Source organism: Haloplanus salinarum, assembly GCF_009762275.1.
Taxonomy (GTDB): Archaea; Halobacteriota; Halobacteria; order Halobacteriales; family Haloferacaceae; genus Haloplanus; species Haloplanus salinarum.
Genome location: NZ_CP034345.1, coordinates 2,282,372 through 2,297,520, shown reverse-complemented (window position 1 = coordinate 2,297,520; position 15,149 = coordinate 2,282,372). Strand labels below are relative to the sequence as shown.

Sequence of the window (15,149 nt, the reverse complement as noted above, 5' to 3'; positions counted from 1 at the left end):
CCACGCTAAAGAAACTACGCGGCGGCGGTCACCACGAGGCGCGACGCTGGAGGCCGGCGGTCAGGCCGAACAGGCCGAACCCGAGGCCGAAGAGCACGACGGCCGCGGCGAAGGTGAGCGCGGGTTGGCCGTTGGTCATCCCCTGAAGCAGGAGGACGCCGACCCCGGACTCGGCGACGAACCACTCGGCGACGACGACGGCGGCGAGGCTCCGCACGACCGAGAGTTTGACGCCGGCGAAGAGGGCGGGGACGGCGTGTCTGAACCGGACCGCGAGCCGACGCCGGGGGGCGGCGTCGACCAGGTCCAGCAGGTCGGCGTGTGCGGCGGGCATCCGCCGCAGTCCCGCGGCGGTGCCGACGGTGACCGGGAACACCGCCGCGATGGCGACGAGGACCACCGCCGCCTCGAAGGAGATGCGAACCCACACGAGCAGGAGGGGGACGAGCGCGAGGTCCGGGACCGCACGGAGGCCGATCAGCGACCCCTCGACGGTCGAGCGGGCCTCCGGGACCAGCGCGGTGGCGGTGCCGACGGCGAGTCCGACGGCCGCGCCCGCGCCCCACCCGACGCCGAACTTCGTCAGCGTGTCGACGCTCGTGGAGAGGAAGAGCGCGGGGAAGGCGGCGAGCGTGGCGGCCACGGCCGCGGGCGTCGGGAGGAGGGTCGTCGCCGCGGCGGCGACGTGCCAGCCACCGAGGAGGAGGAGGACGGACGCGACGGCGGCGGTGCCGCGGGCGGGGAGCGACGCGCTCCCGAGGACGCCGGTGGATTCGAGCAGGTCGGTCACGTCCGTGGCGTCGGCGTGGAGCCGGCGCTCGACGGCCGCCACCGCGACGAACAGCGCCACGCCGAACGCCGCGAGGACGAGGACGTACGCGAACAGGAGCGCGGTGTCGAAGCGCTTGGCCGTCGCGAGCAGTTGGTGTCCGATGCCACGCTCGGCGGCCAGGAACTCCGCGAGAATGACCCCCTGGATGGCGACCGGCGTAGCGAGTTTCAGCCCCGTCACGAACGTCGGGAGGGCGTTGGGGACGCGGACGTAGAGGACGCGTCGCCAGCGCGGGACGCCGACCGACCGGAGGAGGGTCAGTTGGCCCGCGGGTACCGACCGGAGGCCGTCGAGGGTCGCCACCGTCACCGGGAAGAAGGTGAGGAGGGCGGCGATGAGCGTCCGGGTCAGGAGCGTCGCGTCGAACAGGAGGATCAGGAGGGGGGCGAACACCACCACCGGGACGACCTGCACCCCGAGGAGGAGTGGCGTTCCGAGCAGTCGGATCGGACGGGAGACGGCGAGCGCGAGCGCGAGCAGGACGCCGACGCCGACCCCGAGGCCACCCCCGAGGATCACCTCGTAGCCCGTGTAGGCGACGTGGGGGGCCATCTCGGGGGCCCGACGGACGAGCGTCGCGGCCACCGTCGCGGGCGCCGGGAGCAACAGCGACGGCACGCCGACGACGACGGCGAGGGCGTGCCAGCAGAACAGGGCGGCGGCCGCGACCAGCAGCGCCGCCGACCGCCGCCCGAGGGCGGGTGCGCGCTCGGCGCCGGACAGCGAGCGCGTCCCACCCACGGGTCAGAACTCGTACTCCGCCGAGACCCGGTCGGCGTACGATCCGACGTAGGGGTCGTCGCCGTCGAGGTAGGCGTTGGTCCACGCGTCGTCGACGGCGACGTCCGCCGAGAGGAGGTCGGCCTCGGTCAGCGCGTCCGCGACGGTCCCCCAGGCCGTCGCGGACTGCCACCCCCAGCCGTGTTCCCGCACCGCGTCGGTCAGGATCAGGCGCTTCGCCGTGTGCTTGATCTTCGTCACGCCGAGGTCGTAGGAGGCCTCCAGTCGGGGCTGGGCGTCGACGAGGTGGTCCATCGCCCCCTCGGGGTTGTTCGACGCCCACGCCCACCCGCGGGCGGTGGCCCGGAGGTACGCCCGCAGGGTCTCGGGGTTCGACTCCACGAAGGCGGGGTTGGCGACGACCGACCGCCCGACGGTGGGGATGTGATCGGCGATCCACAGCATCGCGGAGTCGTGGCCGTCGCGGCCGAGCGAGATACCGTCGGGGAAGGCCCCGAGCGCGGCGTTGGCGTCGCCGGACAGCACCGAGGAGGTCAGCCCGCCCCACCCCACTTCGAGGAAGGACACCTCGCCGAGGACGCCCGCCCCCTTCAGGATGGCCTTCAGCAGCGCGAGGTTCGAGGCCGCCGGCGGGACGGCGACCGTCTTGCCCGCGAGCGACGCGGGCCCGTCGAGCTGTCCGCCGAAGGCCTCGGCGGTGGTGTAGACCACGCTGTTCGGACCCTGCTGGGCGGCGGCGTAGGCCTGGAGCGCCACGCCCTCGTCGCGGGTGCCGAGCGTCGCCGCGGCACTCGTCAGCCCCAGCGGATACTTCTCCAGGCCGACCTGTTTCGCCGTCGAGGCGCCGCCCTTCCCGGAGACGATGTCGACGCTCAGGCCCTCGGCCTCGTAGAACCCCCGCTCCCGGGCGACGAAGTGCCCGGCGTGGGTGGCGTTGGCCTTCCAGTCCAGGAGCAACTGGACCGAGGACCGCTCCGGCGTCGGCGTCGCCGCCGTCGTCGGTTCGGCCCCGCTGTCGCCGGCCGTCCCGCCGAGACAGCCGGCGGCACCGACCGCGAACGTGGCGCCGAGCGCACCGAGCACGCGTCGTCGTGAGGGTGTCGTCGTCATGGTCGGATCCCCGACCGGCACCGAGGCCGGCCGATTCGTTCGGTGTCCGGTAGTTCGACGGTTGATTTAAAAATGTTTCGCGGGATGGTTTATACGTGGCAGGCGTCGACGAGGGCGGGACACCGGCGACAGTCCGGGTCGAGGACGAGGGCGTCGTCGGGGGTCGGGACGTCGGGGCCGGCCATCGCCTACAGGGCGTCCGCGAGGGCCGGCGCCACGGAGACGGCGGTCACGTCGCGTTCGATGGTGTCGGTGGCGTAGATGGCCTCGACGCCGGCGCGTTCGAGTTTCGTCCGCGCCGCCCGCGCGAGCAGGGGGTGGACGCAGGCGACGTACACCGCGGCCGCCGCCCGGTCGTCGAGGACGGCGATGGACTCGCTCATGGTCGTCCCCGTGGCGACGATGTCGTCGACGACGACCACGTCCCGCCCCTCGACGGCGGCGTCGCCCGGCGTGATCTCGACCTCCGTTCCCGAGTGACGCACCTTGTCGAAGTAGTCGACGGCGCCGCGGCCGTAGGCGTCGCGCACCGACTCGGCGAGGGAGACGGCGCCCGCGTCGGGCGAGAGGAAAAGCGGGTCGGTCAGCCCCCCGGGCAGAGGGGTCGCCAGCCGCGACGCGGCCCGCACCACGTCGCAGGGCACGTCGAAGCAGTCGGTCACCGACGCCTCGTGGGGGTCGACGAGGACGACCCGGTCGGTCCCCGTCGATATCGCGCGGGCGACGGCCCGGGCCGACACGGGTTGCCCGGGTTCGAACGCACGCTCCTGTCGCCCGTAGCCCATGTAGGGGAGGACCGTCACCACCTCCTCGACGCCCGCCTCGCGGACGGCGTCCTGTAACTGCAGGAGTTCGACGTGTGCGGCGTCGGTGGTCGTCGCGGCGACGACGACGGCCCGGTCGGCGTCGGCGGGGACCTCGACCGACGCCATCCGTTCGCCGTCGGGGAACCGCTCGTAGCGGACCGCGGCCAGCGGCTCCCCCGTCTCCGCGGCTAGGGCCGCACCCAGCGCCTGTGACTCGGAACCCGGAACGATCATACGGGGGGGTCGACGGCCGGGCCGAAAACCGTTTCCGTTAGGCCTGCACCGCCAGCCGCGAGACGCCGGTCACACCCAGCGTCCGCGTCCGCCAGCCGTCGCCCGCGTCCGCCAGCAACGTCCCGTCGGTGGTCACCGCCACCGTCGCCGCCTCGGTGAACCCCACGTCGACGATCCGGTCGGTCGCAGGCGTCTCGACGGCCGACCACGCCGCGACGTCCTCGCGGACGAGGAGGCCGGCGTCGCCGACGGCTGCGGCCCGGTCCCTGTCGGCGCCCACCGCCGCGAACGCGCCGTCGCGTTCGTCCATCCAGCCGTTGCCCAGTCGGTAGAGGCCGTCACCGGTCGCCGCGAACGGCAGGTCCCGGCCGTGGACGTCGCGGACGTCGGCGAGGCCGACCGGCCGCAGGCCGTCGTCGACGACCCGGTGGACGCCGTCGGCCGCGGCGATCATCCCCGCGTCGACCGCGCGGGGGTCGTCGACGGTCCCCAGCCGCGTCCAGCCGTCGTCGAGGCGGGCGACCCGGCCGTCGGGGGCCGCCGCCAGCGGCGCCCCCTCGCGGTCGAAGCCGACGGCGACGGCGGTCCCGAAGTCGGTGGGGTCGTAGCTCCCCACGAGGACGTCCCCGTCGGTGGCGAGGACGCGGCGGTCGCCGGTCGCGGCCACGTCCCGGACGGCCGCCCGGTGGTCGAGGCCGAACTCGCCGACGAGGTCGGCCGAGAGCGAGGCGACGACCAGTCCCTGTTCGGCGGCGACCAGTATCTCGGTGGCGCCCGTCCGGTCCGCGTAGACCCGCTTCTCGTCGATGGTGACGTCGTGGCTCATACCCCACCTCCGTGGGGAGCGGTGAAAAACGGTGGTGGGCCGTCGTCGGCCATCGACTACGCGTCCGCCGCCGTCTCGACCGCCCGCAACCGAACGTGTTCGAGGAAGTTGTCGAACAGCCGCTTGGTCCGACAGGCCGCGGCGTAGGCGTCGGCGTCGATGCCGTCGACGACCGCCTCGATGCGAGCCTCGGGGAGGTCCTTCCCACGGGTGACCGTCTCGGCGCTCGATCGGTCGTACTCGGGGTGGAACTGCACGCCCCAGCAGTCGCCGCGCCGGAACGCCTGGATCCCCCGGTCGTTCTCCGCGAGGACGGTCCCGCCGGGGGGGAGGTCGGCCACGCGGTCGGAGTGGGTCTCGAAGGCGACGAAGGGCGAGTCGATCCCCGCGAGCAGGGGATCGGCGTCGACGACGTCGATCTCCCGGTAACCGATCTCGACGTCGTCCATCGCCTCGACGCGGCCGCCGAGGGCCGCCGCGAGCGCCTGGTGCCCGTAACAGACCCCGAGGACCGGCAGACCGCGGTCGACCGCCCGTTCGATCCAGGTGAGCAGGTCGTCGATCCAGGACTCGTCCCAGTAGACCGAGGCCCGCGACCCGGTGACGACCACGCCGTCGTAGTCGAAGTTCGGCGGCAGGTCGCCGACAGTCACGTCGAACTCGGCGAGGTCGGCGTCTAGCTCCCGCCGGAAGTTGCGGCGGGTGTGGTCGGCGCCGTGGGAGGCGTCCAGAAGGGCGAGACGGGGGCGCTGCATACGCACGGTGAGGCCGCCGAGACGGTTGGCTCTTACGCCCCGAGGAAGCCGAACAGTCGATCGTTGACCGCGCGGGAGCGCTCGATCCCGATCAGGTGGCCACCGTCGAGGCCGACGAACTCCCCCCGTGGCAGCTCGCGAGCGAGGCGTCGGCCGCGCTCGACCGGCCAGACGGCGTCGTCGCGGCCGTGGATCACGAGCGACGGGACGTCGACCTCGTACAGCCGATCCGAGACGTCGAACGCCTCGACGGCGGCGGCCTGTGCCGCCCACGCCTCGGGGGTGGCGTCCTCGGCGGCGCGCCACTCGACGACCTGTTCGACGACGTCCGGATGGGCGTCGAGGAAGTCCCGCGAGAGGGCGGCCGCGAGCGACGCCTCCAGGGCGTCGGGATCGGACGGGTCGCCGTACAGCGGATCGAGGGTCAGGTCGGCGCCGACGGGGGCGGTGCCGAGGAGGGCGAGCGACCGCGGGCGCGAGGAGAGGCGCGCGAGTTCGAGCGCGACCATCCCCCCGAGGCCGGCGCCGACGACGTGGATCCGCCGACTGCCGTGCGCTTCGAGGACGGCCTGGACGTCGGCGACGAAGTCGTCGACGGTGTAGGGACCGGGCGGAGCGTCGGAGCGGCCGGTACCGCGGAGATCGGTCACTACCGTCTCGAAGGGGCCGGTCAGGCCCGCGTGTTGCCACCCCCACTGCCAGGCGCCGTAGCCCGCGTCGCCGAGGAGCAGGACCGTCCCCCGGTCCGGATCACCGTCGACCTCGTAGTACAGGGACACGGAGCCGTTGGACGCGGTGGACATGGGCGACCGTAGACGGGCGAACCACTTGAGGCGTTCCCGTCGGGCCGCGCCGGGTGACTATCGGGAGACGCGAGCGAAGAGCAACGACAGGCCGAGCGCGATGGCCGCGACCCCGACGGCGAGCAAGCCGCCGCTCAGCGCCAGCGACGGGACGTCGACGGGGTTCGCTCCGGTCACGAGCGCGACCGGCGACACCTGCCGAAGGAGCGAACTGCTGGGAACCGAGACGCCGACGAGCGCCACGATACCCGCAAGGAGCAGTCCGTACACCGACAGCGCGGACGGACTCGGGAGCCACGACGACTTCACGCGACGAGGTGCCGCGTCTTCGTACATCAAGGCTCGCCCCCGATCCTCAGGAGTGATACTCGGCGGCGTGACGACGGAGTCAGGCGTTTCGGATCGCCCGCAGGACGTCGGGAGCGTCGTCGAGGGCGTCGTCGAGGGCGTCGACGTCGGGGCCGCCGCCCTGTGCGAAGTCGGGCGGGCCGCCGCCGCCGCCGCCGACGCGACCCGCCAGACGGCCCACGACCTCGCCGGCGTTGAGGTCGACGTCGTCGGGGACGCCGACGACGAACTGGGCGCTGCCGCCCGCGGCGCTTCCGAGGACCGCCACCGCGCCCTCGTCGACGATGGCGTTCGCGGTCGCACGCAACTCGTCGGCGTCGGCGTCCATCCGCCGAATCACGGCCGAGACGTCGCCGACCTCGACGGCGTCGGGATCGGCCGCCGCCGCGCGCACCTCCGCGAGTTCCTCCTTCAGGCGGTCGATCTGCTTACCCCGTTCCTTCCACTCCTCGAAGAAGCGCTCGGCCGTCTCGGGGACGTCCTCGGGATCGACGTCGAGGGTGTCGGCGGCGGTGTAGAGGGCGTCCTCGGTGCGCTGGGTCGCCTCGATGGCGGCCTCGCCGGCCGCGAAGACGAGGCGTTCGACCCCGTCCTGGATCGGCTCGGTTCCGAGGATCTTGATCGCGCCGATGTCGCCCGTCCGGGAGACGTGGGTGCCCGCACACGCCTGCACGTCGTCGTCGACGTGGATGAGACGGATCTGCTGTCCCGGGGGGACGCCGCCCTGGTACAGGTCGAAGCCGTGTTCGGCCTCCGCCTCGTGTCGGTCCGGCCACTCCTGGGTGACCGACAGGTTGTCCGTCACGACCTTGTTGGCGACGCGTTCGATCTCCTTTACCTCCTCGCGGGAGAGCCGCCGAAAGTGGCGGATGTCGAGCCGTGCACGGTCGGTCCCCTTCTGTGCGCCCGCCTGCCGGACGTGATCGCCGAGCACCTGCCGGGCGGCGTGGCCGACGACGTGGGTCGCCGTGTGGTGTCGCATCAGGCTGAACCGGCGGTCGGCGTCGATCCGGCCGCGGACGAACTCCCCCTTGCCGGGGTCGTCGGCCGTCCGGTGGAGGACGACGCCGTCGCGGCGCCGGACGTCCGTCACCTCGACGGTCGTCTCGTCGGTCGAGAGCGTCCCGGTGTCGGCCGGCTGTCCCCCGCCCTCGGGGTAGAACATCGTCTGGTCGAGGACGACGTCGTAGCCGTCCTCGCGCTCGAACACGTCGAGGACGACCGCCTCGAACTCGATCCGCTCCTGGTCGTCGTAGAAGAGCCGCTCTGTCTCCGGAAGGTCGGCCAGCCGCTCGTCGCGGTCGGTGACCGACTCGGTGTCGCCGCCGCCCTCGTGCCGGGCGGCGACCAGCCCGTAGAAGTCGTCGGGCACGTCGACCGCGGCGCCGTACTCGTCGGCGATGTCGGCGACCATGTCGGGCTGGATACCGTGGGAGTCGTACAGCTCGATCAGCGTCCCCCGGGGGATCGGCTCGTCGCGTTCGGCGTACTCCTCGGCGATACTCTCGACCTTGCGACGGCCGCGTTCGAGCGTTTCCCGGTACTTTCGCTCCTCCGTCCGTACCATGTCGCGGACGGTGTCGCGGTTGGTGTAGCCCAGGCGCTCGGCCTGCATGTCGACGAGTTCGTCGAGCGGCGCGTCGATGTCGAGCCCGTCGACGAGGCGTTTGGTCCGCCGGAGCACCATCCGTGCGAGATAACCCGTGCCGACGTTCGACGGGACGATGCCGTCGCCGAGCATGTACGCGAGCGTCCGGCAGTGGTCGGCGATGGCGTAGACGTCCTCCAGGGGTTCGAGGAGGGCGGTCAACTCCGCGGCGTCGACGCCGAGTTCGTCGGCCACCTCGGCCCGGGCGGAGGCCAGGTCGTCGATCTCGTCGACGTCGAGGTAGCCCGAGAGGCGGGCGGCCTCCTGGATCAGCGCCCGCTCCTCCTCGGAGTGGTCGATCCCCGCGTGGTCGGTCAGGAAGTCGATCATCTCGGGGTAGACCGCCTCGTAGACCGTCGGCGTCCCCTGGCTCATCCAGGTCCACCGCTCCAGCCCGTAGCCCGTGTCGACGATGTAGGTGTCCATCGGGCTGTAGCGGTTGCCGTCTTTCATCTCGTACTCGCCGTCGGGGTCCTGCTCCATCGACATGAAGACGAGCGTGGCGAGTTCGAGGCCGCGATAGATCACCTCGAAAGCGGGGCCGGCGTTGCCGCCGCCGACCCACGGGTCCTCGATGTAGACGATGTCCGCGAGGTCGACGCCCATCGACTCGAAGAAGCGGTCGCAGTACTCGACGGTCTCGTCCTTCCAGTACACCTCACCCTCGTAGGCGTACTCGCCGTCGGCGTCCTCGCGGGTGTTGAACGCGTGGTGGGCCATCATCTCGAAGGCCATGGTGTGCCGGCCGGTCTTGCCCACGTTGTCGATGTCCTGCATCCGGATGCAGGGCTGGGAGATGGTGAGTGGGTTGGCCGGCGGCGGCGTCTCGCCGGACGTCACCAGCGGCTGGAAGTCGTAGATGGAGGCCTGGGTCAGGAGGACGTCGTCGCGCCAGCGGTTCGCCGCGACCGGGTAGGGCTCGATGCGCTCGTGGCCGTTGTCCTCGAAAAAGGAGAGGAAGGTCTCGCGCATCTCCTCGAGGGTGTAGGCCTCGTCGAATCCGGGATCACCGATGAAGGCGTAGTCGTCGCAGGGGGGCTCGCCGCAGGTCTCGCGGTCCACCCGCGCCCAGAAGTGTACGCCACACGAGGCACACTCCTGTCGAGTGAACCCCTCCTCCTCGAAGTACTCGAGGCGGTAGGCGTCTTCGAGTTCGCTCATTACCACCACGTTGGCCCGTCTCCGCCTAAAACAGTTCCGGGAACGGCCCTCACGCCCCGTGACGGGGGCACACGGCATTCGACCGGCTCACTCCGACTCCAGTGCCAGCGCCGCCAGCATCGCCTCCAACTGCACCCGCTCGTTGGCCCCCTCGGTGATGCGGTAGTCGGCCTCGCCCAGGCGCTCCATCAACTGGACGGTTCGGCGGTCGTCGAGGTCGAAGTCCCACGCCGACCGGTGGAGCTGGTCGATGACGTCGCCGCCGGCCATGCCGGAGTCGACGAGCAGCGTCTCCAGCGTCGAACGGGCGCGGGGGAAGTCGCCCTCGATGGCGGCCTCGACCATCGACTCGATCTCCTCGGGGCGGGCGGTACCGGTGACGGTGTAGACGGCCTCCTCGTCGACGACGTCGCCGGTCGTCGCCGCCGCCTGCAACGTGTTGATCGCCCGTCGCATGTCGCCGCCGGCGGCGTAGACGATGGCGTCGAGGCCGTCCTCGGTCGTCTCGATGCCCTCCGCGTCGGCGATCTCGCGGACCTGCGCCGCGATGGCGTCGTCGGACAGCGGCGAGAACCGGAAGACCGCACACCGGGACTGGATCGGGTCGATGATCCGACTGGAGTAGTTACACGAGAGGATAAAGCGGGTGTTGTCCGCGAACTGCTCCATCGTCCGGCGGAGCGCCGACTGGGCGTCGGAGGTGTTGTGTGTCAGAATCCCGTTGGCGAGCATGAAGTTCGGCGTTCCCTCCATACTGATGTTGTAGGCCTTGCCCCGGTGGCTGTGTTCGATGCGACTGATCTCTACGGTGTCGACCGTCCGGAGGCCGCCATCCGAGAGTACTGCAGGATCGAACTCCGACCGCTCGTAGTGTTCGTGGTGGGGGAGTTCCGAGTCGCCGACAACGACGAACGTGTATTCGTCGCCGTAGGTGTCGAGGAATTCCGTTACTTTCTCCGTCTGTCCCCACAGTTCGGCAACGCCCTTGACCTCGATTACCGTATCGTCGACCAGGAAGTCCGGGTGAAACACGGAATCGGACAGTTCGAACGCGGGCTCGTACTCGTAGTCGATGTTCGCGTCCTGCAACGCCTTAGCGACCTCGTACTCCCAGTCGGAGCGGACGAGGTGACCGAGTTCGTCGCTGTGTCTGACGTTGCCGCCAGTCGGTTCGTGTCCCTGTAGTGCGTCCGAGACTTTCTGTGCGATCTCGGGGTCGCGCATGGGGTTGTCGTCGCCGCTGATATCACGGACCGGATAATCCGTACTCTCGACGCTCTTTTCGATGATCGCCGCTCGCTCGTCGTCGCCGAGGCCCTCCCACCACTCGGCAGAGGCCGACCCGATATCCTCTTTCACCCGTTCGGGATCGGCATCGACGACCCACTCCTCCCACGGCGTTCCGGACCGCATCTCGCTGATCGTTTCGCGGACGCGCTCGACCGTCCGCTCGTCCATTTCCCAGACGTGGACGCCGTGGAACTCGCCACCGTAGTTCGGGTTGTTTTCGCCCGCGAACCTCCCGTCAGAGAGTTTCTCGACGATCTTCCGGCGTCGTTCGTCCGACCACGTCGTCCCGTGCATCGGGTTCCGTTCGCCGCTCATATCCCGGCTGTGCCCTTCGTCCTTGCAGTCGACGGAGCAGAAGCGTCCGGCGGTCCACGCATCACAGATCTCACACCGCGACACGCCGATGTCGTCTTTGAAATCCGCGATCTCGTCCCCCGGGGACAGTTCGTGCAACTCCCTCTCGACGAGTTTCCCGTCCTCGTCGATCACGAAGAACGGGTGGCTCGGACTCGCCAGAACGGACCGGCCATCCGCCAGTTCGATCTCGAAGAAGTCCGCAACGCCCGAATCGACGAGTTTCCCGCTGTCGGACTGTATCTCGTTCGTCTCGAAGTCGACCGACGGGATCGGCTCACCGTCGTCGCTCACTTCTTCTATCGGCTTCACTTCGGGGTTTGACGGATAGCCGGTGACCACCTCTGTCCCCGGCGGTACGCACAGAGAGTCGGCCTCGTCGAGGAAGATGATCCGGTAGTCGAAGCCGCCGAAGGAGGAGCGCGCGAAGTTCTTGATCCGGTCGCGCACGACGTCGATGCCGCGCTGGTCGGAGGCGTTGAGTTCGAGGAAGTTGCCCCGCCAGTCGTCGGCGTACACCTCACGGGCGATGGCCGTGGCGCAGGTGGTGTTGTGCATCACCGACGGCACGCCGCCGGCGACGTAGTTGCGGGTTCCGGGGACGGCGAGGTCGTAGACCCGACGTGCTTCGTCGACCGGTTCGACCGATTCGACCTCGTCGAAGTAGAGGTCGGCATCGGTGAGCGTGTGTAGCGTCGTGAGCGCGTCGAGGACCGCCGCGGACGGGAGTCCGGACGCGATGGACCGGATGCGATCGGCGATGGTTCGGAACCGCGTCAGCGATCCGAGGTCGTTGCCGCCGTCGAGGAGGCTCTGGACGTCCGTCCCGTGCATGTCCGTCCCGTCCGCGACGTGCTCGTATGGAATCTCCAGCGTCTCGATGGCGTCCCGAAGCGTCGCTCGAACGTGCTCGACGTCGACGTCGACGCCGTCTTCGTGAAGCCGATCGAGCAGTTCGATCGTTCGGTCGCTGCCGGGCGTGCGGCGGCCGTCCGCGTACTCCAGCAGTCGGTCGGATCCGACGCCGACCCGTTCGGCGAGGGTTCGTCGCGTCTCGATCGGTTCCAAGTCGTCGCGCGTGCCGACCCCCGTCGCGGGGATCGATGCGACGGCATCGAGATCTGCGGCGAGTTCGTCGATCCGTTCGAGCGTCCGCTGCGCGTCGTCGAGGCGCGCCGTCGCCGCATCCACGAGGGCGTCGACGCAGTCGAGATACCGCTCGCGACCGGGGGATTCGGGATTCAGACTGTCGGGGATGTAGTCGCCTTTCGTCAGGTAGAGCCGCTCACAGAGCGTATCGGCGGCGTCCTGTGTCGGCACCGTATCGTCGTTCGGATTCGGATCGCGGGCGGCGTTGGTTTCGAGCCGATCCGCCTTCTCGTCGATGCTGAACCCGACGCAGTCGGCGAATCGCTCGAGATGTCGGGCACTGGAGACGTACAGCGTGTGGTACGCCCGCTCGGTTCCCGAGCCGTTCGTCGGCGCCTTCCGCTCGCGCTTGCGTCGACTCGGGATGCCGAATCCCGAGAGCAAGTACGAGAGAAGGGTGATGAGGTGTTCGTCCTTCTGTGTCAACTCGATAATCCCGTGTTCGGTAACGTGCGCCTCGGCGTCGAAGACGGCACGGAGGAACGCCGTCCGACTCGCCTCGTCGGCGCGGACGAGCGTGGAACCGATGCCGGCCGTCCCGCCGTCGACGTCGAAACAGGCTGCGAGGAAGTGTGTCAGCGTCCGCGTGTGAAGCTCGCGGTACGGAACGCCGTCCTGTGTTCCCCGTCGCGGTTGGAGACCGAACACCGACTCGGCGGCGGTCTCGAACCGGTCGAGTAGCCCGTCGTCCGTATTGTAGAACTTCACCCGACCGCCATCGATCCGGGCCTCGCTCACGGCAAGCCCCACGAACGACGCCAGCGTCGGCGTGAGTTCCCACGGTGGCGTGATCGGCTCGGAACGCTGGTTGTTCCGGGTGACGTACTGGACGGCCGTAACGTGCGTGCGTAGTTCGTCGCGGGCGACGTCGAGACCACGGAGGGACGACAGCGAACAGACGGTACTCGGTTCGTCCAAGTCCACGTCGAGGTTTCGGCGGTAGGACTGGACGGTCTTTGTCGTCGTGCCGGCGGCGTCCGCGATAGTGGCGTCCGACTCCCCACGTCGGAAGCCAGCGACCACGCGTTTCTTCTTGCCGACGTAGTTCTCCTCGGCCGGGATGTCGTGGTCGGCGGCGAACGACTCGGTGACGTGGACGACGGTTCGGTCACCGTCCATCGCACCCATCCAGTCGAGGCGACCGTCGCCCTCGGGAAGCGGCGTTCGACGGGGCCGAACGACGCGGATCCCGGCAGTGAGGTCGCCGGCACGTACCCACTCCAGTCCGTCGTGAGCCACGGTCAGGAGTCTGTGTTCCGGCGTCACGGTCAAATCGTTTCCATCCCGCGTCGTGACACGGACGAGGTCGTCCGTCGTCTTTCCGAAGACGTGCGACGGTGTCGTGAACTCGAACGACCCGTCGTCGCGGAACGTCAGCACTTCCAACCCCGCGTCCGGGTCGTCGAACCCCTCTACCCCACCGACGGCGTCACCGATTCGCTCGACGCCGCGGTTCGTCAGGACCGGGGTATCGCCCGTCACGCACTTTCCGACGCCGGCCGGCCCCGAGAACAGCAGGTGCGGCAGGTCGTCGCGCTCGATATAGCTCTGTAGTCGGTCGACGATGTCGCCCTGTCCTTTCACCTCGTCGAGGGTCTGGGGGCGGTACTTCTCGATCCAGATCTCCCGGCCCGCCGACGACCCCTCGGAATCGCTCATGTCCTATCGAGGGGTCGGTCGGCACATAAACCGAGCGGAACCCGAAGGTTCAGGCCCGTCGGTCGACTCCAACCGTCCATGCCGACCGTTCGTGCCGAGGTCGTCGGCGAAGGCGTCAGGGCGGTCGACGTCGCCCCCGACGCCACCTACGGCGACCTGCTCGCGGCCCTCGAGTTCAGCCCCCACGAGGCGGCCGTCCTCGTCGACGATTCACCCGTCCCCGAGGACCGCACGGTCGACTTCGAGGCCGACGTGCGCGTCCTCCGGCTGGTCAAGGGGGGCGACGGGACGCGACCGGCCGATATCGACGACCGGGTGCGAGTCGGATCCGCCGACGCCGACGATCACCTCGACGTCATGCGCGTACTCGACGGCGCGGTGCTCTCGGTCGACGCCCGGACCGTTCGGGAGCGCATCGACGACGGCGCGGCCCTCGTGGCGACCGTCGAGGGGCGGGTCGTGGGCGCCCTCGTCCGCGACGGCGACCGGGTGACCGCCGTGGCGACCCGGCGCCGGTGGCGCGACCGGGGTGTCGGCACCGCGCTGGTGTCGGCCGCCGCCGCGGAGCGGGACCGCCTCGTCGCCGAGTTCGACCCCGACGTGCGGCCGTTCTACGAGTCGCTCGGGTTCGAGGTCGAGCCGACGGGGGACGGCGACCGCCTCCGGGGCCGGTTATCGCGGGAGTCGGCGCGAGAGCGCGGCCCCGATGTCGTCGGTCCAGTAGAGCAAGGCGACGGTGAGTAGGAAAACGAGGGTCGAGAGGTCCCACGCGAGGCCGGTCAGCGTCGAGCCGAACAGCGTGGTCGCTCCGAGCAGGGGCAAGAGAAGGGAGAAGGCACAGCCGACACAGGAGAACAGGCCCAGGACGCCGGAGAGCACCGCCCGCGACGCCGAGAGCAGGCGGGCGTAGACGAGGTAGGTCATGGCGACGTAGCCGACGACCTTGAACGGGATGATCGACAGCCTGACCCGCGGCGTGCCGTAGACGACGATCGGACCCAGCCCCGGGATGTTCCAGTGGATCGAGGCGACCGCACCGCCGTTGAGCGGCCCGTCGATCCCGAGCTGGAGGGTGCCGCCGACCACCAGGAGGAGCAACAGGTAGCCCCCGGACAGGGCGGCCGCGACGCCCCACTGACGGCGGGTGACGCTCGGCGTCTCGGTTCGGATCACCGCCCACACCCCGGCGTTGATCCAGAGGAACGGGTAGACGACGTAGCGGGGTTCGGTGACGATCACGTCCGAGACGGCGAGGTAGGCGGTGACGAGTGCGAGTTCGGCCGCGACGACGAGGAACCACCAGCGGATGGCGGCCGTCTCCGCGGCCAGGAGCCGGCGAACCCGCGAGAGGGGACCGTAGGCGCCGCTCACGGAGGGATCACGGCGCGGGGGCGCTCGGGTGCCATATTCGGGCGTCGGGGACGGAGGACCAT

General features: G+C 70.1%; 11 protein-coding genes. 1 reads left to right on the top strand and 10 read right to left on the bottom strand.

Annotated features, from left to right (window positions below; genetic code table 11):
- Positions 1-28 precede the first annotated feature (28 nt).
- The 9 genes from EI982_RS13100 to EI982_RS19180 all read right to left on the bottom strand — a co-directional run bounded on the left by EI982_RS13100 (position 29) and on the right by EI982_RS19180 (position 13,716).
- Complete coding sequence (locus EI982_RS13100) at positions 29-1,573, bottom strand: ABC transporter permease (RefSeq protein ID WP_157690126.1); 1,545 nt, start codon at positions 1,571-1,573, stop codon at positions 29-31.
- 3 nt (positions 1,574-1,576) lie between these two features.
- A complete protein-coding gene (locus tag EI982_RS13095) occupies positions 1,577-2,683 on the bottom strand; it encodes an ABC transporter substrate-binding protein (RefSeq protein ID WP_157690125.1) in 1,107 nt (368 codons plus the stop codon).
- 188 nt (positions 2,684-2,871) lie between these two features.
- Entirely contained in the window at positions 2,872-3,723 is an 852-nt protein-coding gene (gene prs / locus EI982_RS13090) for a ribose-phosphate diphosphokinase (RefSeq protein WP_157690124.1), read from the bottom strand.
- Positions 3,724-3,760: 37 nt separating this feature from the next.
- The gene (locus EI982_RS13085; RefSeq protein ID WP_157690123.1) at positions 3,761-4,549 is read right to left on the bottom strand and encodes an HVO_0234 family beta-propeller protein; all 789 of its coding nucleotides are present in this window, start codon (positions 4,547-4,549) and stop codon (positions 3,761-3,763) included.
- Between the two features lie 56 nt (positions 4,550-4,605).
- Positions 4,606-5,304, bottom strand: a complete 699-nt coding sequence (locus EI982_RS13080) for a type 1 glutamine amidotransferase (protein ID WP_157690122.1) — start codon at positions 5,302-5,304, stop codon at positions 4,606-4,608.
- 32 nt (positions 5,305-5,336) lie between these two features.
- Entirely contained in the window at positions 5,337-6,107 is a 771-nt protein-coding gene (locus EI982_RS13075; protein ID WP_157690121.1) for an alpha/beta fold hydrolase, read from the bottom strand.
- Between the two features lie 57 nt (positions 6,108-6,164).
- Positions 6,165-6,443: a hypothetical protein gene (locus tag EI982_RS13070; protein WP_157690120.1), complete on the bottom strand. Its 279-nt coding sequence runs from the start codon at positions 6,441-6,443 to the stop codon at positions 6,165-6,167.
- Positions 6,444-6,495: 52 nt separating this feature from the next.
- Positions 6,496-9,264 (bottom strand): alanine--tRNA ligase, encoded by a 2,769-nt coding sequence (alaS, locus tag EI982_RS13065; protein WP_157690119.1) that lies wholly within the window; start codon positions 9,262-9,264, stop codon positions 6,496-6,498.
- Positions 9,265-9,351: 87 nt separating this feature from the next.
- Complete coding sequence (locus EI982_RS19180; RefSeq protein WP_394352051.1) at positions 9,352-13,716, bottom strand: intein-containing protein; 4,365 nt, start codon at positions 13,714-13,716, stop codon at positions 9,352-9,354.
- Between the two features lie 78 nt (positions 13,717-13,794).
- On the opposite strand from EI982_RS19180, the gene samp2 reads away from it, so the two are divergent.
- Positions 13,795-14,460: a ubiquitin-like small modifier protein SAMP2 gene (gene samp2, locus EI982_RS19175; protein WP_394352050.1), complete on the top strand. Its 666-nt coding sequence runs from the start codon at positions 13,795-13,797 to the stop codon at positions 14,458-14,460.
- On the opposite strand, the gene EI982_RS13045 is transcribed toward samp2, so the two are convergent.
- The gene (locus EI982_RS13045) at positions 14,389-15,087 is read right to left on the bottom strand and encodes a DUF7546 family protein (RefSeq protein ID WP_157690118.1); all 699 of its coding nucleotides are present in this window, start codon (positions 15,085-15,087) and stop codon (positions 14,389-14,391) included. The genes samp2 and EI982_RS13045 overlap by 72 nt on opposite strands.
- Positions 15,088-15,149 lie beyond the last annotated feature (62 nt).

Excerpts from the sequence above, each read along its gene's own strand:
- samp2 (WP_394352050.1), top strand. The coding sequence starts at position 13,795 with ATGCCGACCGTTCGTGCCGAGGTCGTCGGCGAAGGCGTCAGGGCGGTC.
- alaS (WP_157690119.1), bottom strand. The coding sequence starts at position 9,264 with ATGAGCGAACTCGAAGACGCCTACCGCCTCGAGTACTTCGAGGAGGAG.
- EI982_RS13095 (WP_157690125.1), bottom strand. The coding sequence starts at position 2,683 with ATGACGACGACACCCTCACGACGACGCGTGCTCGGTGCGCTCGGCGCC.
- EI982_RS13080 (WP_157690122.1), bottom strand. The coding sequence starts at position 5,304 with ATGCAGCGCCCCCGTCTCGCCCTTCTGGACGCCTCCCACGGCGCCGAC.
- EI982_RS19180 (WP_394352051.1), bottom strand. The coding sequence starts at position 13,716 with ATGAGCGATTCCGAGGGGTCGTCGGCGGGCCGGGAGATCTGGATCGAG.
- EI982_RS13085 (WP_157690123.1), bottom strand. The coding sequence starts at position 4,549 with ATGAGCCACGACGTCACCATCGACGAGAAGCGGGTCTACGCGGACCGG.
- EI982_RS13070 (WP_157690120.1), bottom strand. The coding sequence starts at position 6,443 with ATGTACGAAGACGCGGCACCTCGTCGCGTGAAGTCGTCGTGGCTCCCG.
- prs (WP_157690124.1), bottom strand. The coding sequence starts at position 3,723 with ATGATCGTTCCGGGTTCCGAGTCACAGGCGCTGGGTGCGGCCCTAGCC.
- EI982_RS13075 (WP_157690121.1), bottom strand. The coding sequence starts at position 6,107 with ATGTCCACCGCGTCCAACGGCTCCGTGTCCCTGTACTACGAGGTCGAC.